This is a genomic window from Cellvibrio zantedeschiae (assembly GCF_014652535.1).
Lineage (GTDB): Bacteria > Pseudomonadota > Gammaproteobacteria > Pseudomonadales > Cellvibrionaceae > Cellvibrio > Cellvibrio zantedeschiae.
Genome location: NZ_BMYZ01000003.1, coordinates 178,256 through 198,849, shown reverse-complemented (window position 1 = coordinate 198,849; position 20,594 = coordinate 178,256). Strand labels below are relative to the sequence as shown.

Sequence of the window (20,594 nt, the reverse complement as noted above, 5' to 3'; positions counted from 1 at the left end):
ACGCTTCACCACGAACAAACGACTTATTTACTTAAAATCCAAACCCCAAACCAGGAATCATCCCGGTTGCTTGTGCGAGTGCGGGCAACACAAAACTGCGAATAATATGTAGCACCATGAAAAAAATAATCGGAGATAAATCGAGCACACCGAGCGGTGGCAAAATTTTGCGGAAGGGCGCCATTACTGGATCAATAATTTGCTGCAATAAACGCAACGCAGGGTTGTGGTTGTGAGGAGCGATCCAGCTGGCAATGATCATTATGATCGTGCCCCAGTAATAAAAAGTCACCAACAAACCTAAAAGCGCAACAACCGACCAGATGAATAACAACGCCGGGTTTACAATGCCATAGCTGGCAATGAGCAATACGATTTGCATCAAAATAGCTTCAAGAATAAGGGCGAGTATGAGTGCAGCCCAATCTATTCCAAAAAAACCGGGAATTATTTTGCGCAGCGGAATCAGCAAGGGGTTGGTGTATTTCACCAAGGCTTTACTCAGCGGATTGTAATAATCTGCGCGCACCAATTGTGCCAAAAAGCGCAACAACACCAGGCTTACATAAAGGGTGCCAAGGGTACTGATAATGTAGATGGCGATTTGAGCCAGTGTTTGCATAATGGAATCTCTTATTTACAACAAGTGAATAAAATTATTTGCCCAACAATTCTGACAACTCCACCGCACGGTTTGAGCAGGCGGTCATAGCGCGGCTAAACATAGCGCGAATTTGGTCGTTCTCAAAGGAGTTAATCGCTTGCTCGGTAGTACCTTTGGGCGAAGTGACGCGACGGCGCAATTCGGCAATGTCCACATCACTTTGCTTGGCTAAGATGGCGGCGCCCAAGGCCGTTTGCAAGGTCAGCTCGGTGGCAGACTCGCGCGTAAGCCCCAGCTCTACTCCTGCGTTGATCATGGATTCCATCACCAGGAAAAAATAGGCAGGGCCAGAGCCGGAAACAGCGGTAACCGGGTTGATTAGCGCCTCGTCGCTCACCCATTGCACAATACCCACTGCACCCAAAATGGTATTGGCCGTAGATTTTTGGGCCGGGTTTACATTCGCGTTAGCAAACAGGCCGCTTGCGCCTACGCGTACCTGGGATGGCGTGTTGGGCATACAACGCACTATGGCTTGATCAGTTCCCAGCCATTTACCCATGCTTTCGGTGGTAATGCCCGCCGCTAACGAGATAATCAGGGGTTTGTGATTGAGTGAATTAGCCAGGCCTAAACACACCTCCTTAAGCATTTGCGGCTTGACCGCCAGGACTATAACGTCGGCCATGGCCGCTGCCGCCGCGTTGTCGGTGGTGATATTGATTCCGAACTCAGCTGCAACCTTATCCAGCGATTCCTGCCGGGGGCCACTGGCGATGATATTGATTCGCTTGAAACCTTCGGCCAATAATCCGCCGATAATGGCTTTAGCCATGTTGCCTGCGCCTATAAACGCGATTTTGGAAGAACTGGTGGTGAGCAGTGACATGGTGAAATCCTGATAATAAAGCGGTTGTGATTGTTGGGGGTTAATTTAAGGTTTGATGCGCGGACCAAAAATATCCGTACCCACCCTTACCATAGTTGAGCCTTCGGCAATTGCTGCTTCCAAATCGCCCGACATGCCCATGGATAAAGTATCTACCTTGTAGCCTTGGGCCTGTAGCTCGCCAAGTGCGTGGCGTAGTTTAGCGAAAGCCATAAGTTGTTGTTCCTGCGAGTTGCTAGCGGCTGGAATCGCCATAAGTCCACGCAGTTGCAGGCGTGGCATTTGGCTTACAGCTTTGGCGAGTGCGGGCAAGTCCTCCAATGAAACACCGGATTTAGTGCTTTCATCATCTATATTTACCTGCAGGCACACCTGCAAGGGCGGCAAATTTAGCGGGCGTTGATCATTTAGACGCTGCGCTACTTTTTCCCGGTCTATACTGTGAATCCAGGTAAAGTTTTCTGCGATGGGGCGCGTTTTGTTGGATTGGATTGGGCCAATAAAATGCCATTGAATATCCGCCAGGCCGACTAATGCGGCTTGCTTTTCCAGCGCCTCTTGCACGTAGTTTTCACCAAAATCGCGCTGACCGCTGGCATAAGCTTGCGTCACGGCTTCTGCGGGTTGGGTTTTGCTCACAGCGATCAAACGCACAGTTTCGCATTTTCGCCCCGCAGCTTGTGCGGCTTGGTGGATGCGTGCGGTGACTTTCGCGAGCGCCTCAGCTATGGTGTGGTTAGTGGGTCTGTCCATCTTATTGGGCACTTTGGGCATAATAAACGTAAAGAATTTCCGCAAACATCGACGCTAGCTGACCGCTTCAGCTAACAGAATAAAATAAAGTAGTTCTTAAATAAGGTAGCTCTATGGATATCACCGAACTCTTAGCCTTTAGCGCCAAACAGGGCGCCTCAGACTTGCACTTGTCGGCAGGTTTGCCACCCATGATCCGCGTTGATGGCGACGTGCGCCGTATCAATCTGCCGCCCATGGAGCACAAGCAAGTCCACGGCTTGATTTACGACATTATGAATGACCGGCAGCGTAAGGACTACGAAGAATTTCTGGAAACCGACTTTTCGTTTGAGGTTCCCGGTGTGGCACGCTTCCGTGTAAACGCCTTTAACCAAAACCGCGGTGCGGGTGCCGTGTTCCGTACGATTCCATCCAAGGTGTTAACCATGGAGGAATTGGGCATGGGCAACGTGTTCCGCGACATTTGCGCCGTACCGCGTGGGCTTGTGTTGGTGACAGGACCAACAGGCTCTGGTAAATCCACAACGCTGGCGGCCATGATCGATTACATCAATGACAACAAATACGAACACGTTTTAACCATTGAAGACCCCATCGAATTCGTGCACGAATCCAAAAAATGCCTGGTGAACCAACGTGAAGTTCACCGCGACACTCACGGCTTTAACGAAGCGCTCCGCTCCGCTCTCCGTGAAGACCCGGATATTATTCTGGTAGGTGAGATGCGCGATTTGGAAACTATTCGTCTCGCATTGACCGCCGCAGAAACGGGCCACCTGGTGTTCGGCACCTTGCACACCACATCAGCAGCAAAAACGATTGACCGTATTGTGGATGTATTCCCCGCGAATGAAAAATCCATGGTGCGTTCAATGTTGTCCGAATCATTGCAAGCGGTTATTTCGCAAACATTGATGAAGAAAAATGGCGGCGGTCGCGTTGCGGCGCACGAAATCATGCGCGGTACTTCGGCAATTCGTAACCTGATTCGTGAGGACAAAGTGGCGCAAATGTATTCGGCTATTCAAACCGGTGCGTCACTTGGAATGCAGACAATGGATCAGTGTTTGGCTGATTTGGTTGCGCGTCGTATCGTGAGCCGCGAAGCTGCGCGCGCGAAAGCAAAAATGCCAGAGAACTTTTAATTAATTATTGCGCAATAAATCTTATACCTAGCAGGCACACTTATGGATTTTGATCGTTTATTAGCATTGATGGTAGAAAAAGGCGCGTCTGACTTATTTATCACCGCCGGCGTTCCGCCTTCAATGAAATTGCATGGCAAAGTCGTGCCAGTAACTGCTACGCCACTTGCGCCGGAAAAAGCGCGCGAGCTGGTGTTAAGTGTGATGAATGAAAAGCAGCGTAATGAATTTCTCGACAACAAAGAACTTAACTTTGCGGTAAGTGCGCGCGGAATCGGCCGTTTTCGTGCAAGTGCATTTTACCAACGCAACCTTGCGGGTATGGTGTTGCGTCGTATTGAAACCAACATTCCGAAAATTGATGATTTGGGATTGCCCGAAATTATTAAAGAATTGGCAATGACCAAACGTGGGTTAATTATTTTTGTGGGCGCAACGGGTACGGGTAAATCTACCTCGCTCGCCTCCATGATTGGCCACCGTAATCGCAATTCCAAAGGCCATATTATTTCCATCGAGGACCCGATTGAATTTATTCATCAGCATGAAGGTTGCATTATCACCCAGCGTGAAGTGGGCATTGATACTGAATCCTTTGAGGTTGCACTGAAAAATACTTTGCGTCAGGCGCCCGATGTAATTTTGATTGGTGAGGTGCGCTCGCGCGAAACCATGGATCATGCGATTGCCTTCGCTGAAACTGGTCACTTGTGTTTGTGTACATTGCACGCCAACAACGCTAACCAGGCGCTTGATCGTATCATTCACTTTTTCCCTGCTGATCGTCACCGTCAATTGTGGATGGATTTGTCGTTAAATTTGAAAGCCATTGTCGCGCAGCAATTAATTCCAACGCCTGATGGACAAGGGCGCCGCGCCTGTTTGGAAATTTTAATTAATACTCCACTGGCGCAAGATTTGATTCGCAAAGGTCAGGTTTCTGATCTAAAAGAGTTAATGAAAAAATCTGCCGAGCTTGGCATGCAAACATTTGATAAAGCCTTGTACGACCTTTACGACAACGGCGAAATTACTTACGAGGATGCGCTCCTGCACGCTGACTCACCGAATGATTTACGTTTAATGATTAAACTGGGTTCAGAAACTGATGCTACTTATTTAAGTAACGCTGCGGATAGTCTGTCTATTGATAACGATGATCGGAATAACCGTGGGAAGATGTTTTAATATGTCATAAAAAGAGGCTGCTTGATCATGCTTAAAAAAATTATAATTTTATCAAGTGTATTGATGTCCCCTCTTGTAGTCGCTGAGGATTCAGCAGAAGTGAAAGCGCTTAAAAAAGGTATGCCCCAGGATGTGGCTGTACTTATTGAGCGCACTGTAGAGTGCAACTATTGGGGTGGTGAAGACTCCTCCAATAAGGCGCGCGCAGAAAAAATTAATCAGGCTATGGAAAGATTAAAATGCGACGCGCTTGAAAAAGATCACGCTAGCATTGCTAAAACTTACCAGAATAATTATGAAGTGAAAGTGCGTATGCAGAAGGCTAAAGAATTATTCTGATGCGAGAAAGAAATGCTACAAGGTGTTTCTTTCAAACCAGCTTTCCAAAATGAGCCGTGCGGCAATCGAGTCTACCGGATTATTTTTATAATCGCGGGAGCCGCCGCGGCTCATGACTTCTCCCTTGGCCTCAAAGCTGGTCAGGCGTTCGTCTATCATTTCAATTTTCACACCAAAACGGCCATGCAATCGATTGGCAAATTTGCGTGCGCGCGTACTAAGTTCGCTCTCGCTTTCATCCATGTTTAAGGGCAAGCCCACCAATACCAAATCGGGTTTCCATTCCTTAATTATTTTTTCAATTTGCGTCCAATCAGGTACGCCGTCTTTTGCTTTAAGCGGTGCGAGGGATGTAGCAGATGAGATGATGGTTTGACCTGTGGCAATACCAATATTTTTGGTGCCGTAATCAAACGCTAGCAGGGTTTTAATCATGGTTTTTTAAATCAGCGTGTTATTTTTTCGATAGCTTTTTCGTTAGACAATTCAGCGCCAACCCAGAGCACGACTTTGCGGGCTCCTGCACCCAAGCCAAGTTCGCGGAAGACTCTATCTTCAATTTCGCTTAAGCCGCCTTCATTCATTTCCATCGGCTGAATCAGTAAACAGGGACTCGCTCCCAACCAGGATGTTGATTTCGAACTTTTTATCGCCTGTTTTAAACATTGCACAGCGGGTGCAAAAGTGCCAACCAGTAAACGTGATGTGGTAAAGGAGGTGTCGGGCGTAAACATTTGTGCTGAAAGATTGTCGGATAAATTTTTTATGACGATTTTGTTTTTATAAATTTTTACGTAGAGCATCGAGCTAAAAAAATTGTTAAACATTACGCATTCCCGGCGGTTGCAATAGCTTAAGCATGTCCTGCGACATTAGAAATTAAATTGACGTCAATCCCCAGCGCTTGCGCAGCGGCAGTCCAGCGCTGTTCGAACGGAGTATTGAAAATAATATGTTTGCTTGCGGGAACCGTCAGCCAGGAATTGGCGGCAATTTCTGCTTCCAATTGGCCTTCGCCCCAACCGGCATAACCCAGCGCGACCAAACATTCTTTTGGTCCCTGACCCTCAGCAATAGCGGTAATAATATCGCGCGAAGCAGTAAGGCTAATGTCTGAAGAAACTTTTAAGGTTGAATGCCATTCACTGTCGCTACTGTGTATAACAAATCCGCGCTCCTGTTGCACAGGTCCGCCCGCAACAACGGGGTGGTGGCCCTGATTTTTGGAGTCAGTTAAATCCATTTGCGCAAAAATTTCATGCAGCGTCATGGGCATAGGATTATTGATGACAATCCCCATAGCGCCTTGGCTAGAGTGTTCGCAGATGAATGTGACGCTGTGAGCAAAAGAAGAGTCTTGCATGCTCGGCATAGCAATCAAAAAGTGATTGCACAAACTGCCAGGAACAAGCTCATTAGTATCTATATGTGGAGTATGTTTTTCAGTCATGCCTTGAGTATTGAGGCAACGCGCGCGGAAAACAAGTAAAACCTGCGATTTGTGATTTATTGATCGCTAGTGGTGATGTTGTTGGGTTCAAATCGCACGTAGCGAATAATTTTTAAGCGATCAATTTGGCGGCTGATCTCCGGCGGAAATTTCGCATAGGGCGCCGCCAAACGTACGATCTGGCGCGCAGAGTCATCCAGGATGCGGCTGCCGGATGAAAGTGTCACAAGTACCTCTTCAACGCTGCCATCTGGCCTGAGCGTGACACTCAACATAACGCGGCCAGTAATATTTTTGGCGAGCGCTTCACCCGGATAGTTTTTAGTACCTACCCGCTCAAATTTTTCGCTCCACTTGATCAAATATTCGGCATCGAAAGATTCCTTGGCGGAAACGGCGGTTAGCGTGCGTACCCGTGGGCGGCGCGCATATTCTTGTTTTTGTTTGTCGAGCCGAGCTTGCAGGGTCGCAATTTCAGTGGTGATGGCGGTTTGGTTTTCCAGTAGGCCTTTGTGCTTTTCTTTTTCTTCCTGGCTTTTCGGGCTTTGCAAATCGCTGAGTTTAAAATCGCTCAAGCCAGTGGTAGTGACAATTTGCTGCTGTTTCTTTTGTGCGGTGGAGGTTTCGGCAACCTGCGGCAAAGGATTCACATTGCGCACTTGGGTGTCAGCAAATTCGGCGTGCTTTTCTGTGGTGAGTTGACGCGCTTTTTCTTCGGTACCGCTGCCTTCCTGATTATGTTGCGCCAGGAAATCTGCGTCTTTTGGCGCTTTGGCGGATTTATGGGTAGCGAGGGTGATTTCAATTGTCTGCGACCCCTTTGAGGCGGGTGGCATCTTAAAGGTTACGCCAAGAATGATCAGTGCATGTATGGCAATCGCCATAAACAATGTAAAGCTCAAGCGGTCGCCTGCATCAACAGGCTTGGCTTGAAAGTCACTCATATCCATTGCTACGGCTGTACTCACAGAGCGGAATCCCGGCGTTGCTGTTCTTTGCGACGCGCAATGGCGCTCATTAGGAGGTCACCAATATTGGTACCGTAAGCCTTATCGATTTCGCGAGCGCAGGTCGGGCTGGTAACGTTGATTTCGGTGAGATATTCGCCAATCACATCCAGGCCAACAAAGAGCAGACCTTTTTCGCGCAAGGTTGGTGCAACTTGGCTGACGATCCAACGGTCCTGATCCGACAAAGGTTGCGCGACACCGGTTCCGCCTGCCGCAAGGTTGCCGCGGGTTTCACCTTTCGCGGGAATGCGGGCGAGGCAATAGGGTACAGGTTCGCCATCAATCACCAGAATGCGTTTATCGCCCTCGGTAATTTCCGGAATGTAACGCTGCGCCATAATAGTTTGCGATCCCATTTCGGTCAGGGTTTCCAAAATAACCCCCACATTGGGGTCGTCAGGACGGCAGCGGAATATGCGACTGCCGCCCATGCCGTCCAGTGGTTTGAAAATCACGTCAGAGTGCTGTTGGTGAAACTCACGTAATTTGGCCGGGTCACGACTCACCAGTACTGGCGGGCAGCATTGGGGAAATTGGGTGGCGAAGACTTTCTCATTGCAATCGCGCAGGCTGCGGGGATCATTGACAACTAAAGTGCCTTTTTTCTGCGCGGCTTCCAGAATGTAAGTGCTGTATACAAATTCGTTATCAAAGGGCGGGTCTTTGCGCATGAGGATAACGTCGAGGTCGGCCAGTGGGCGATCTTCGCTTACGCCGAGGCAAAAAAAGTCGTCTGGATCCGCCTGCACGCTAAGGTTTCGCATATTGGCGCGCGCTTCACCCTGTAATAGATAGAGATCACCCTGCTCCATATAAGACAGTTTCCATCCCCTTGCTTGGGCCGCTAGAAGCAGGGCGAGAGAGGTATCTTTATAGAATTTGATATTGGCGATGGGGTCCATGACTACGCCGACGGATAGCGTCATTAGAGAATCTCACTGAGGAATTTGCGGTTGTTAGAAATGCGGCCTAAAGTTAAGTCCTAAGAGCGTTTAAAGCAAGGGTAAATCGCACACTTCTGCGACAGAATCAGAAGTGCTAAAAAGACAAAATTAAGAACAGATTACTTATGGTTTCAAGTAGTTATAGCTAAATCTTAAAAACTGTGTTAAAAGTTTATTTCGCGTATGTCTAAGACACTATAAATCAACAACGCACGGTTATTTTCGCAAATCAACCTGTTCTATAAGCGTAATTCACCGGTTCTGGCGCAACCACGCATAACAAAGGCAAAGGTCAGAGAGTATGGACGTAAGTTTAGAAAGCTTGAAAGTAATGGTTATTGACGACAGTAAAACCATTCGCCGCACTGCAGAAACCCTATTGAAGAAAGCCGGTTGTATGGTGATTACCGCCACCGACGGCTTTGATGCATTGGCAAAAATTGCCGATAGCCGCCCTGATATTATCTTCGTTGACATCATGATGCCGCGCCTCGACGGTTACCAAACCTGCGCCCTCATCAAGAACAACAGCGAATTCAAATCCACGCCCGTCATTATGCTTTCAAGCAAAGACGGCCTGTTCGACAAGGCTAAAGGCCGTATTGTTGGTTCAGACCAATATCTCACCAAACCTTTTAGCAAAAGCGAACTTTTGGATGCGATTGAAACTCACGTTAAGCACGTGAAAGCATCCTGATATTTGATCTCCTGATATTTGATTTAAGGCATCTATAAAAACTCCAAAGGACTGCCAACTCTAACATTTACGATTCAACCTGGAGCAGCTATGGCTCGTGTACTGATTATTGATGACTCTCCAACTGAAACTTACAAGCTCACAACTATGTTGGAAAAAAACGGCCACGTAGTGCTGACCGCCGAAAATGGCGAAGCAGGCGTAGCCCTGGCGGTAAAAGAGCGCCCCGATTTGGTATTAATGGATGTGGTTATGCCCGGTCTTAATGGCTTTCAGGCGACGCGTCAGTTGTCGAAGCTGCCGGAAACAGCCCATATCCCGGTGATTATCGTAACAACCAAAGACCAACAGACTGACCGTGTATGGGGTATGCGCCAAGGCGCTAAAGCCTATTTGGCCAAGCCAATTACGCCCGATGTACTTATGTCTGCCATGGCTGAGGTGATGGGTTAATCGCGTTATTCGGCAGTTTCACCAACGTCTACACAATAATTAAGTTCCGCGGCCACCGACCTAAGTTGGTCGCCAAGAGTCGCGGGATAAGATGGATGCTGTTATGTCAGAACCTCAAGCAGCCTTCGAGGCGCTCATCGACCTGGCCCAGCGCAGCCGTGCTGCTGCTCGTGGTCTGCCAGCGCAAACCGATATTCGTCCGCTGTGGAGCGGCATTGGCTTTTCATTAATGGGCAGCCATTTTGTGGCGCCGATTGGTGAAGTATCGGAGATGCTCGAAGTTCCCAACTATACTCACTTGCCCGGGGTCCAACCTTGGGTAAAGGGCGTCGCCAACGTGCGCGGCCGCCTCTTACCGATATTTGATCTCGCCGCCTATTTTGGCGACCGCCTTACTGGTGGGCGTAAACAGCGCCGGGTGTTGATCCTGGAAACCGAGACGCTGTATTCCGGTTTAATGGTTGATCAAGTTTTCGGTATGCAACATTTTCCCATGGACGAATACAGCGAGCAGGCGGGAGCTGTGGCGGAGAACATTCTGCCATTTGTGACGGGAAGTTACCCTTCTGGTAATCAGCAGTGGTCGCTTTTCAGGCCTGCGTTGTTGGCGGAAGATCCGCGTTTCATCAATGCGGCAAAGAGTTAATCGGTACGAGTTGGATTTACAGTCAAAGGTTTTAGCAGATTAAAGTTTTAACGATCAAAGTAAGAGAGCGTTGAGAGAGTTTCTGGATTTTACCCCCTTGGATAAAAATTAAAACGTAGAGTCGGTTAGGAGATTTTTAGATGAAAGCAGATTCAAAAAGTCTAGTTGGCGCGTATAAAACAAGCCCTGGAATCTTTTATGCTGTGGTAATTGGAGCGCTGTCCTTGATCGCGTTCTTTGTCACGGGCTACCTTGTTTATAGCGACGGCGTTAAGGACCAGAGCAACCTTCAGCAAATCGCTGAATTGCGTGCGCAGGCCTACCGACTCACCTCGCTTTCGCGCGACGCAACCTCGGGCAGTGAAAAAGCCTTCGGTGAATTGTCTGGCGTGGTATCCAAAATGGATACTACCTGGAACCAGTTGCGCACCGCCGACCCTCGTACCGAGAGCGAATTGAAAGCGCAGTTTGATGCTTACGCTGCCATCTGGGGCCGTGCAAAAAACAACGCGCAGGACATCGTAAAAAACAAAGACCTGATCGTAACCTTGAACGGCGTGGGTAAAACCCTGAACGCCAACCTTCCGAGTTTGCAGTCTGAACACCGTAACATCGTGGAAATTTTGCTGGATACCAAAGCGCCTGCGGATCAGGTATCAGATGCCCAATTGCAATCATGGATCGCCGAACGTATTGGTCGTAATGTGGATAAGATGCTTCGCGGTGACGCCGACGCAGCCCAGGCAGCTGACCAGTTCAACACCGACGCCAACGTTTATGGTCGTATGTTGCGTGGTATGAAAGAAGGTGACTCCATGATGCACATCTCCAAGGTGACCGACGCCAGCGCGCGCGTCAGCTTGGACAAAATTACCAAACTCTATGAAGGTGTGAACAAGTCTGTACAAGAAATGTTTGAAGGTTCTGCAACCCTGTTCCGCGCTCGTCAGGCATCTGACGCACTCTTGACCGAATCTCCACAACTGTTGCAAGCACTGACCGATACCACCGATAAAATTAACGACCTGTCTACCTCACGTCCAATCAACAGCAAGGTATCTATTGGCGCTGCCGTTGTGTTCCTGATCTGTTTGGCCGTTATTGGTGTGAATATTCTGAGCGGTACTCGTAAACGTCTGTTAAATACTGCGGAAACCAACGAGCGTAACCAGACTGCGATTTTGCGTCTCCTCGACGAACTGGCTGACCTCGCGGACGGTGACCTGACGACTACCGCAACAGTAACCGAGGACTTCACCGGTGCGATTGCTGACTCTATTAACTTCACTATCGACCAGCTGCGTATTCTGGTAGCGCGAATCAACGAAACCGCGGTGAACGTATCCGCCGCTGCGCAAGAAACACAGCAAACTGCACTTCACCTCGCTGAAGCTTCTGAACACCAGGCGCAAGAAATTGCCGGTGCATCTGCCGCGGTAAACGAAATGGCCGTGACCATTGACCAGGTATCTGCAAACGCCGCCGAATCGGCAGCGGTAGCGGAACGTGCGGTATCTATCGCCGGTAACGGCGCAAAAGTGGTACAGAACACTATCAACGGGATGGATACGATTCGTGAGCAGATTCAAGACACCTCTAAGCGTATTAAACGTCTCGGTGAATCGTCACAAGAGATCGGTGATATCGTAAGTTTGATTAACGACATTGCGGACCAAACGAACATCCTCGCACTTAACGCTGCGATCCAAGCATCGATGGCGGGCGACGCGGGCCGCGGGTTCGCGGTGGTAGCGGACGAGGTTCAACGCCTTGCGGAACGTTCCGCAGCAGCAACCAAGCAGATCGAAGCACTCGTAAAAACGATTCAGAACGATACCAACGAAGCGGTAATTTCGATGGAACAAACCACGTCTGAAGTGGTTCGCGGTGCGCGCCTCGCACAGGATGCGGGTGTGGCACTGGAAGAAATTGAAAACGTATCGAGCAGCTTGGCGGAATTGATTCAAAACATTTCGAACGCTGCGCGTCAACAAGCATCATCGGCGGGTCACATCTCTAACACGATGAACGTTATTCAAGAGATTACGACCCAAACGTCTGCTGGTACATCAGCTACTGCACAGTCGATTGGTAACCTCGCAGAAATGGCGCTCGATTTGCGTGAATCTGTAGCGGGCTTCAAATTGCCAGAAGAAGATGTGGCTAGCGAAAGCCAAAGCAATGCCTTCGCTCCCAAGCCTACGGGTGCGAGCTACGATCTGTCTTCCGAAACAGATTTGGAATTGGATACCAGCTTGTTGGATGATGACGACATCTATCCACACCAGGCAAAAGCTTAATCACGCATTGACGCTTGCTGTTCGCTCTAAGGTTGAAATTGTGTAGGCGTCGATTAGGTATTTGTTATGGGTTGGTCATTACGCACATTACCGACACTCACTCTTGAGCAATTTGCCCAGTGGTGCAAATTGCTCGAAGAGCGCACGGGCATGCAACTGGTTCCGCAACACAAAGCGTTATTGGAATCGCAAATTTCCTCACGCATGCGCGAATTGGGTCTCGATGATTACGACCGCTACTACCAGCAAGTCACCAACGGCGCTGCAGGTATGTTGGAGTGGACCGTTATCATTGATCGCATCGCGGTTAAGGAAACCAGTTTTTTCCGTCATCGCCCCTCGCTTGAATATGTGCGTAATTACCTGCAACACAAAATTAATAACCAATCGCTCGCGCAAAGTTTTGATGTGTGGAGCGTTGGTTGTGCATCGGGCGAAGAAGCTTATTCGCTGGCCATGGTCATCAACGATTGTTTTGAACTGGCCGCACTCAATCCCTACTACGGTATTACCGCATTTGATTTAAGTATGTCGGCCCTGGCAACTGCCCGCAAAGGCCGCTATGCCAAACGCAAAATCGAAACGGTTAAAGCTGAAGAATTTAAGCGTTACACCAAGCAAACTACCGATGGAAATTATGAAATCGTCAGCCGTTTGCGCGAGCGTGTGTGTTTTACCCAGGCAAATATTATCAACCATAGCAATTTGCCCGGCGTAAAAGTTGATGTGATCTTTTGTCAAAACTTATTGGTGTATTTCCGTCGCTGGTTGCGGCGCGATATTTTAAATGCGTTCACTGATCACTTAAAACCAGGTGGCATTTTAGTCACGGGTTTAGGTGAAGTTACCGAGTGGGAGCATCCAAAAATGCAGCGCGTTTCCGCCGATGAAGTACAAATCTACGTACACGAATAATATGCGCCCGGCACGCGAAAAAAAGTGCGGCGAGAGAATAACGAAGAGGAAATCACCACATGGCAGATAATCGTAATTTTGCCGCGCTGGATTGGCTAATCCATGAGATTGGCGAAACCCTGAAGGAAGCGCGTCAAGCACTCGAAGCCTATGTAGAAAATCCCAAAGATGCGGTGCGTATCCGTTTCTGCCTGACCCACATTCACCAGGTGCACGGCAGCTTGCAAATGGTGGAATTTTTTGGCGCCGCCATGCTCGCCGAAGAAATGGAAAAACTCACCCAAGCCATGATTCAAGGTGCGGTTGCAAACCCGGCAGAAGCGCAAGAAGTATTGATGCGCGCGATTTTGCAATTCCCTGTTTATCTCGATCAAGTAAAAGCCACTCGCAAAGATAATCCGCTTGTTGTGTTGCCGTTGCTAAACGATTTGCGTGCGGTGCGCGGTGAAAGTTTATTAACCGATACAAAATTATTTGTTCCCAATTTAGCGCCTGCGAAAAAAGTAACTGGCGCGCGCTCACCCGCTGCACAAGACAATGTGCAATTCCAGGCCATGGCGCTCAAGTTGCGCCAAATGTATCAGTACGCTGCTGCCGGTTATATCCGCAATGTAAACAGCGATGAAAATCTCGCGTACCTGCAAAAAGTATTTAGTCGCCTGCATAAATTAACCCAGGGCACCGCGCGTCACGCGCTGTGGGATATTTGTATGGCATTGGCCGAGGCGCTTGAAATTGACGCCTTGGAAATGAGTGTGGCCATTAAAAATTTGCTGCGTCAGCTCGATAAAGAAATAAAAATTCTTGCGGTGCACGGCACCAAGGCTCTCAACTCTTACACCAACGACGAGTTGATTAAGAATTTACTTTATTACGTGGCGCGCGCGGGAAAACATGCTCCGGGTTTTACACCTAATTCGCATTTGCAACGCATTTACGAAACCTATCATTTAGATGACGCATTGATTGAAGGCAGAGAAACTGGTGATGACAGTTCCAATATGTTGTCGTCGCCCGATCCGGAAGCTATGCGTTCAGTTGTGGAAGCGCTTAAAACTGAATTGGATATTATCAAGCACGCGCTTGATGTGTGCTTGTCGGGCGGGGAAACCCAGACGGTATTGAACGAAGCCTTGCCTGTTGTGAAACGCATTGGCGACACCATGGCCGTGCTCGGCTTGGGCGATTTGCGCAAGCAAGTTTTAGAGCAGGGCGCTGCGCTGGAAATGGTGGTTAACTCCGACAGCCATTTGTCGCAAGAACAATTGATGTCAATCGCAAGTAAAGTGATTGAAATTGAAGATGCACTTGAAAGCCTGGCGCAACAGCAAACTACCAATGTAAACAACGATGCGCCTTCAAACGAAGCGGACATCACACTTACGCGTGCGAAAGAATCTGTTTTGCGTGAATCGCGCAATGGTTTGGAGCACGCGAAAGACGCCATTATTGAATACATCGCCTCGCAATGGGATCGTGTACATCTTCAAAACGTACCCGAAACCTTGCGCGAAATCCGCGGCGGTTTGGATATTATGCCGCTACCACGTGCAGCCAGAATTTTAGGCGCTTGTGCACGCTATATTGAAGAGCAATTGCTCTCTCAAGAAATTACCCCGCAATGGTCATCGCTGGATACGCTTGCAGATGCAATCACCAGCGTTGAATATTATTTAGAGCGTTTGAGTGGCGGCAGCACTAAAGAAGAAAACGATTTATTGCTCACAGTTGCAGAAGAGAGTGTTGCGGCACTTGGTTACGCCGTTGCAAAAGTATCGCGTTCCGATATTTCCTCCGCAGATATCAGCGCTGTGCGTTCAAGTTTACCAGACGCAAGTATTCATACGACCCAGGAAGCCGCCGAAGCCGATGAAGCGAGTTTGGCTGCAGCTTATGCTGCAATCCAAACCGAGCCTGTTGCAGAAGTTGAGACAGCTCCTGAGCTTGAAGCAATTTCTGAAACTGAAACTGAAACTGAAACTGAAACGAAACCTGAAGTTACGACTGAGGTTGATGAACCGCCAAGTTTATTAAAAAGCAATGCCCCATCCATCGGTAACCGTTACGCGTCACCTGCTACAACTATTTCAGTTTCACCGACTTTCCTCGGCAATATTGAAGTCGCATTAAATTCATCGGCCAAATCGGCACCGCTTGTTGAAGCAGAAGAAATCGTGGCCGATCTGGATCTTGATTTGGATGCTGATCTTGATAGCGAGGCATCATCCACCGTTAACGAAGTTCAAGTCGTCGCAGAGGAAATTGCAACACCAGAAGTTATTGAGCCCATTGCCGAGCCGATTGTAGAGGCATCCGTTTCAGCTGAACAAGCTGACGATGACGAAGAAAATTATATTGATGACGAAATCGTCGAAATTTTTGTGGAAGAAGCGGGCGAAGTTTTAGAAACCATCGCGCAATACTTCCCTCGCTGGGCGAAAAATTTTGAAGACGAAAATTCATTAACAGAGTTCCGTCGCGCGTTCCACACCTTGAAAGGCAGTGGCCGCATGGTTGGCGCTAACGAGGTTGGCGAGCTTTCCTGGTCAATTGAAAACATGTTGAATCGTGTTATTGATAACACCATTCAAGCCGGTGAGCCGCACATCGCCATTATCGAAAAAGTGCGCAATATTTTGCCAGCAATGGTTGAAGCCTTTAGCCACAAGTTGCCCAATCCACATCCAGAATTGAGCGAACACTATCGCAGTCTTGCGGAGTCTTTGTCGAAAGGCATAGTACCGGATGAGTTGCTATCAAGCGAACCCGATGCTGATGCTGCGCAAGCAGATATAGGTGCGCAACATGATGTAGAAGCAGAACAAGAAGAAATTCATTACGAAGAAGTGCTGCTAACGGAAGCAGATGAAGCTGAAGTAACAGAAGTGGAGTTGGTTGAAGCCGCCGAAAATAATGTGGTTACAGCAGCCAATGAAACCTATAGCAGCGCCTCAACTCATCGTGAAGTTGATCTGGATAGCGAATACCTAACCGAAGAATCGGTAGATGATTCGGACGCACAGCTTTGGGATATTTTTGGCGCAGAGGCCATTACCCATTTGCAGACCTTGAAAGAATTTATTGCGCACATGGAAGCAGAGGCGCCGGTGTATGAGCCGCCGAGCGATAGCATCCAGCGCGCTTTGCACACTTTAAAAGGCAGCGCGCACATGGCGGAAATAACGCCTATTGCAGAACTCGCCGCACCGCTGGAAAAATTTGTAAAAGAATTGCGTTCTTATCACGTTGTGATCAACGAGGATATTTTGCAATTGCTGCGTGATGCAGTGAGCTACACCGAAACTGGCCTTGCTCAAATTGAAAACGGTGAAGAAGTAGATATTCCACGCTTGCAACAATTTACAGCACGCGTTGCCGAGCTGCGCGAAATTCATGTTGCGCCGCTGGTGCGTCAACAAGAATTGGATGAAAACGGCAAGCGTCCGGTCGATCCGGAATTGTTATCGATTTTCATGGCAGAGGAAATGAATCTGCTGCTGGATGCGGACAAGATTATTGCGCAATGGCAGTCTGCACCAAACGATGTTGCTGTGTTGCAACCCATTCTGGATGAATTGCGCAATTTAAACCGCGGCGCACACCATGCGTACTTGCCAGTTATGGCAAATTTGGGCGAAAAACTTGAGCAAGTTTATACCCATATAATTGCACGGCGTTTGGCGTGTTCTGATCCATTATGTCGCGATATTAATTCAGCGCACATTGCTCTGCTGGATATGGTTGATGCTATAGCGGCAGGTCAGAATTTAGTAAATGCACCTGAATCTATTTTGCTGGCGTTGGACGATTTAATTGCGGAAGCCCAATCATACCCAGCGGAAAATATTGATACTTCGGTTGCAGAACAATTGGCGACATCTGAATTCGATGCTGTTGCAACACTCGATGATCAAATTGATGTGGATGCCGAAGCTGCGTTGCCTTTGATCGAAGAAGTTGATTACGAAGAATCTGCTGATCATGAGCAAGTGACACTTGAACTCGCAGAAGATGAAGCGCTGCACGCTGCTGATACCGTTTTGGCCGATAATCTTTTGGTAGAGCGTATTGCTGCAGATGTTGCAGAAGAAGATCACGGCTTTGCTGAATTGGAATTGGACGAGTCAGTAACAGTCGATTCAGAGTCAGATGCAGAAGAAATCACGCTCTCCACAAATGATTTTGATCTTGGTGAAGAAATCGTTCTGGAATCAGATGATGAAATCATTCCTGCACTACCTGTGGTTGATGCCGTTGATGATGAAAATATTGCGGCACTTGCAATCGACCTTGATGACGCCGAAGAAATTACGCTTGAGTTGCCAGACGAAGATTCGGTAACCAGCACAGAAGCAATTGAGCTTGGTGATGTCATTGAACTTGAAGATCTAGCGGACGATGTTGAATTGACTGCTGATGAATCTTCCGTTGTTACGTCTGTTGATGAAGAGAATGAAGACGAAGAGTTTGAATACGAAAGTGCGCTAGATAAACTCACAGAAGCTGAGCTTGCAGAAGAGCATGAAGCTAATGAACTTGAAGATCTTGAAGAAAGCGATTCAGAAGCAAGTGACCTTGCAGAAGTTGAATTAATAAAAGCGCCTGTTGCGCCAGCTCCGCAAGTTGTTGTGCAAAAACAGGCTGCACCTGCGGTTTCAAGAGCGTCTATTTCCAGTTTTGAAAATGATGAAGATTTCGATCCGGAAATTATCGAGATTTTTGTTGAAGAAGCGACCGAATTGCTCGAAGACATGGAGCGTGCGCTTCATGATTGGCAAGAAGATTGGAATAACACCGATTGTGTTGAAGAATTAAAACGCTGCTTACACACCTTCAAAGGTGGTGCGCGTTTGGCGGGACTCACCGACTTGGGCGATTTGTCGCACAACTTTGAAACCATGTTGATTGAGATGGATGCCGATGCGGAGCTCGACCAAAACTTCTTCAAACAATTAAATAATTATCAAGACCAATTGCACAGAGGCGTAGGTCAGGTAACTGCTTACTTGAATGGCGAAGCCTCGGCGAATGCTCAAGCTGAAGAATACGAAGAAGAGTATGAAGAAGTTGCCGCGCATGATGAGGAAATAATTGCGCAAGCTGGTACAGATACAAGCGCAGCAGATGATGAAGAATTTGAATCTGTCGCTGAGCAGCCAGCAGAATCCGCAACACCTCATATCGAATACAGTAGACCAAGCCTGGTAGTCGATAACGACCGTTCAGGTTTGGATCTTCCAGCAAGTGATTTGTCTGGCTCCAATCAAAAGCCCAACGTACTCACGTTTGCGCCAAAACCAAAACCGCCTTCAGCACCGCTGCCCAAAATTCCGGGCTCTGAATTTGGCGGTACTCGCCAGGGTTCTTCTGGCCCTGCGCAGGTGCAGCACTTGGCAGCGCGCCGCGCTGGCCCGCAAGAAGTTGTAAAAGTCTCGGCAGAGTTGTTGGAAGAGTTGGTAAACCTCGCGGGTGAAACCTCCATCAGCCGCGGTCGTATGGAGCAGCAAGTTAGCGACCTGGGTTCGTCGATCGAAGAGATGGATGCAACCATTCACCGTTTGCAAGAACAGTTGCGCCGTCTGGATATCGAAACCGAAGCGCAGGTGTTATTCCGTCAGGAACAAATGGCACAACACGAAGGCTTCGATCCGCTGGAGATGGACCGCTATTCGCATTTGCAACAGCTGTCGCGCTCCCTGATTGAATCCGCATCTGACTTGATGGATTTGAAATACACACTCGCGGACAAAACTCGCGATACTGAAACTTTATTGCTGCAACAATCGCGTATTAATACCGATTTGCAGGAAGGCTTGATGCGTTCGCGCATGGTGCCTTTCTCGCGTTTGGTTCCGCGTTTGCGCCGTATCGTTCGCCAGGCTGCGACCGAGCTCGGCAAAGAAGTCGATTTCGAGCTGGATAACGTTGAAGGTGAATTGGACCGTACCGTATTGGAACGTATGGTTGCACCTTTGGAGCACATGCTGCGTAACGCGGTGGACCACGGTATTGAAATGCCAGATGACCGTGCGGCAGCAGGCAAAGCCGTAGAAGGCCGTATCAGACTTAGCCTTGGCCGTGAAGGTGGCGATGTAATGTTGCGCCTCGCGGACGATGGTCGCGGCATTAACTTGCAGCGCGTGCGCGAAAAAGCGATTGAGCGCGGTTTGATGGCCGAAGATGCACCGCTCAGTGACCAGGATTTGATGCAATTTATTTTGCACGCCGGTTTCTCTACCGCCGATAAAGTTACCCAAATTTCCGGCCGCGGTGTGGGCATGGACGTGGTGCACTCTGAGATTAAACAACTCGGTGGCGCCATGTTTATCGACTCGCGCTGGGGTGAAGGTACTGAATTTACCATCCGCCTGCCGTTTACCGTCTCGGTAAACCGCGCTTTGATGGTTCAGATTGGCGATGACCTCTACGCAATTCCGCTCAACACCATCGAAGGTATTGTGCGCGTTAGCCCCTTCGAGCTGGAGCACTACTATCAAGATCCGGATGCACGCTTCGATTACGCCGGCGACAACTATTTAGTGCGCTACCTGGGCACCATGTTGGATAGCGATTCATCGCCCAAGCTGGATGGTCAATCACTACCTTTACCTGTAATCCTAGTGCGCAGCACTGAAAATACCGTCGCCCTGCAGGTAGATCGCCTCTTGGGCTCACGCGAAATCGTGGTAAAAACCCTGGGCGCGCAATTCGCCTCTGTACGCGGTGTGTCTGGTGCGACCGTGACCGGTGACGGTAGTGTGGTAGTAATTCTCGATTTGCACGCGTTGATCCGCGAACAGTTAGCTTTAGGTTTGGGTCATGCGATTTTGCTCGATCCTAGCGTCGTAAGCACAGCACCTGTTGCTGACGAAGCCGAGAAAACTATTATGGTGGTGGATGATTCGGTAACCGTACGTAAGGTTACCGGCCGCTTCCTTGAGCGTGAAGGTTTCCGCGTAATCACCGCCAAAGACGGTGTGGAAGCTCTGCAATTGTTGCAAGATCACATTCCGGACGTCATGTTGCTCGATATCGAAATGCCGCGTATGGACGGCTTTGAGGTGGCGAAAAACATTCGCACCAGCTCTCGTTTGCGCGATATCCCAATCATTATGATTACCTCGCGTACCGGTGAAAAACACCGCGAGCATGCGTTTGAATTGGGTGTGAACAAGTACATGGGTAAGCCATACCAAGAGGATTTGTTGTTATCCAACATTAAAGAGTTAATTAAATAGGTGTAACCCAGGAGTCCCAA

General features: G+C 48.6%; 17 protein-coding genes. 9 read left to right on the top strand and 8 right to left on the bottom strand.

Annotation, left to right across the window (positions count from 1 at the left end; genetic code table 11):
* Nucleotides 1–31 precede the first annotated feature (31 nt).
* From IE104_RS14930 to IE104_RS14920, 3 genes are read right to left on the bottom strand one after another with little or no spacing between them, the layout of a single operon-like run.
* A complete protein-coding gene (locus IE104_RS14930; RefSeq protein ID WP_189419986.1) occupies nucleotides 32–622 on the bottom strand; it encodes a YggT family protein in 591 nt (196 codons plus the stop codon).
* 34 nt (nucleotides 623–656) lie between these two features.
* Nucleotides 657–1,493, bottom strand: coding sequence for a pyrroline-5-carboxylate reductase (gene proC, locus IE104_RS14925; protein WP_189419984.1), 837 nt, complete (start codon nucleotides 1,491–1,493; stop codon nucleotides 657–659).
* A 45-nt stretch (nucleotides 1,494–1,538) separates the two neighbouring features.
* Nucleotides 1,539–2,246 carry a YggS family pyridoxal phosphate-dependent enzyme gene (locus tag IE104_RS14920; RefSeq protein ID WP_189419982.1) on the bottom strand — a complete coding sequence of 236 codons (708 nt, stop codon included), beginning with the start codon at nucleotides 2,244–2,246 and terminating at the stop codon, nucleotides 1,539–1,541.
* Between the two features lie 113 nt (nucleotides 2,247–2,359).
* On the opposite strand from IE104_RS14920, the gene IE104_RS14915 reads away from it, so the two are divergent.
* From IE104_RS14915 to IE104_RS14905, 3 genes are all read left to right on the top strand, one after another.
* The gene (locus IE104_RS14915) at nucleotides 2,360–3,394 is read left to right on the top strand and encodes a type IV pilus twitching motility protein PilT (protein ID WP_189419980.1); all 1,035 of its coding nucleotides are present in this window, start codon (nucleotides 2,360–2,362) and stop codon (nucleotides 3,392–3,394) included.
* A 42-nt stretch (nucleotides 3,395–3,436) separates the two neighbouring features.
* Nucleotides 3,437–4,582, top strand: coding sequence for a PilT/PilU family type 4a pilus ATPase (locus IE104_RS14910; RefSeq protein WP_189419978.1), 1,146 nt, complete (start codon nucleotides 3,437–3,439; stop codon nucleotides 4,580–4,582).
* Nucleotides 4,583–4,645: 63 nt separating this feature from the next.
* Complete coding sequence (locus tag IE104_RS14905) at nucleotides 4,646–4,921, top strand: hypothetical protein (protein WP_189419977.1); 276 nt, start codon at nucleotides 4,646–4,648, stop codon at nucleotides 4,919–4,921.
* 15 nt (nucleotides 4,922–4,936) lie between these two features.
* Here IE104_RS14905 and ruvX read toward each other — a convergent pair whose 3' ends face one another.
* Genes ruvX through gshB form a run of 5 tightly spaced genes read right to left on the bottom strand, consistent with a single transcriptional unit; the run spans nucleotide 4,937 to nucleotide 8,307 of the window.
* Entirely contained in the window at nucleotides 4,937–5,356 is a 420-nt protein-coding gene (gene ruvX / locus IE104_RS14900) for a Holliday junction resolvase RuvX (protein WP_189419975.1), read from the bottom strand.
* Between the two features lie 11 nt (nucleotides 5,357–5,367).
* Nucleotides 5,368–5,748 carry a 1-pyrroline-5-carboxylate dehydrogenase gene (locus IE104_RS14895; protein ID WP_189419973.1) on the bottom strand — a complete coding sequence of 127 codons (381 nt, stop codon included), beginning with the start codon at nucleotides 5,746–5,748 and terminating at the stop codon, nucleotides 5,368–5,370.
* Between the two features lie 26 nt (nucleotides 5,749–5,774).
* Nucleotides 5,775–6,371, bottom strand: coding sequence for a YqgE/AlgH family protein (locus IE104_RS14890; protein ID WP_189419971.1), 597 nt, complete (start codon nucleotides 6,369–6,371; stop codon nucleotides 5,775–5,777).
* Between the two features lie 56 nt (nucleotides 6,372–6,427).
* Complete coding sequence (locus IE104_RS14885; protein ID WP_229837976.1) at nucleotides 6,428–7,339, bottom strand: energy transducer TonB; 912 nt, start codon at nucleotides 7,337–7,339, stop codon at nucleotides 6,428–6,430.
* Nucleotides 7,336–8,307: a glutathione synthase gene (gshB, locus tag IE104_RS14880; protein WP_189419970.1), complete on the bottom strand. Its 972-nt coding sequence runs from the start codon at nucleotides 8,305–8,307 to the stop codon at nucleotides 7,336–7,338. Before gshB ends, IE104_RS14885 begins: the two co-directional genes overlap by 4 nt.
* A gap of 319 nt (nucleotides 8,308–8,626) precedes the next feature.
* On the opposite strand from gshB, the gene pilG reads away from it, so the two are divergent.
* The 6 genes from pilG to IE104_RS19050 all read left to right on the top strand — a co-directional run bounded on the left by pilG (nucleotide 8,627) and on the right by IE104_RS19050 (nucleotide 20,574).
* The gene (gene pilG / locus IE104_RS14875) at nucleotides 8,627–9,022 is read left to right on the top strand and encodes a twitching motility response regulator PilG (RefSeq protein ID WP_189419968.1); all 396 of its coding nucleotides are present in this window, start codon (nucleotides 8,627–8,629) and stop codon (nucleotides 9,020–9,022) included.
* Between the two features lie 90 nt (nucleotides 9,023–9,112).
* Complete coding sequence (gene pilH / locus IE104_RS14870; RefSeq protein WP_189419965.1) at nucleotides 9,113–9,475, top strand: twitching motility response regulator PilH; 363 nt, start codon at nucleotides 9,113–9,115, stop codon at nucleotides 9,473–9,475.
* Nucleotides 9,476–9,578: 103 nt separating this feature from the next.
* Nucleotides 9,579–10,121: a chemotaxis protein CheW gene (locus tag IE104_RS14865; RefSeq protein WP_189419962.1), complete on the top strand. Its 543-nt coding sequence runs from the start codon at nucleotides 9,579–9,581 to the stop codon at nucleotides 10,119–10,121.
* A 140-nt stretch (nucleotides 10,122–10,261) separates the two neighbouring features.
* Nucleotides 10,262–12,421, top strand: a complete 2,160-nt coding sequence (locus tag IE104_RS14860) for a methyl-accepting chemotaxis protein (RefSeq protein ID WP_189419959.1) — start codon at nucleotides 10,262–10,264, stop codon at nucleotides 12,419–12,421.
* A gap of 66 nt (nucleotides 12,422–12,487) precedes the next feature.
* Entirely contained in the window at nucleotides 12,488–13,336 is an 849-nt protein-coding gene (locus IE104_RS14855) for a CheR family methyltransferase (protein ID WP_189419957.1), read from the top strand.
* 59 nt (nucleotides 13,337–13,395) lie between these two features.
* On the top strand, nucleotides 13,396–20,574 hold the full coding sequence (locus tag IE104_RS19050; protein ID WP_229837975.1) for an Hpt domain-containing protein: 7,179 nt from the start codon (nucleotides 13,396–13,398) through the stop codon (nucleotides 20,572–20,574).
* Nucleotides 20,575–20,594: the final 20 nt, after the last annotated feature.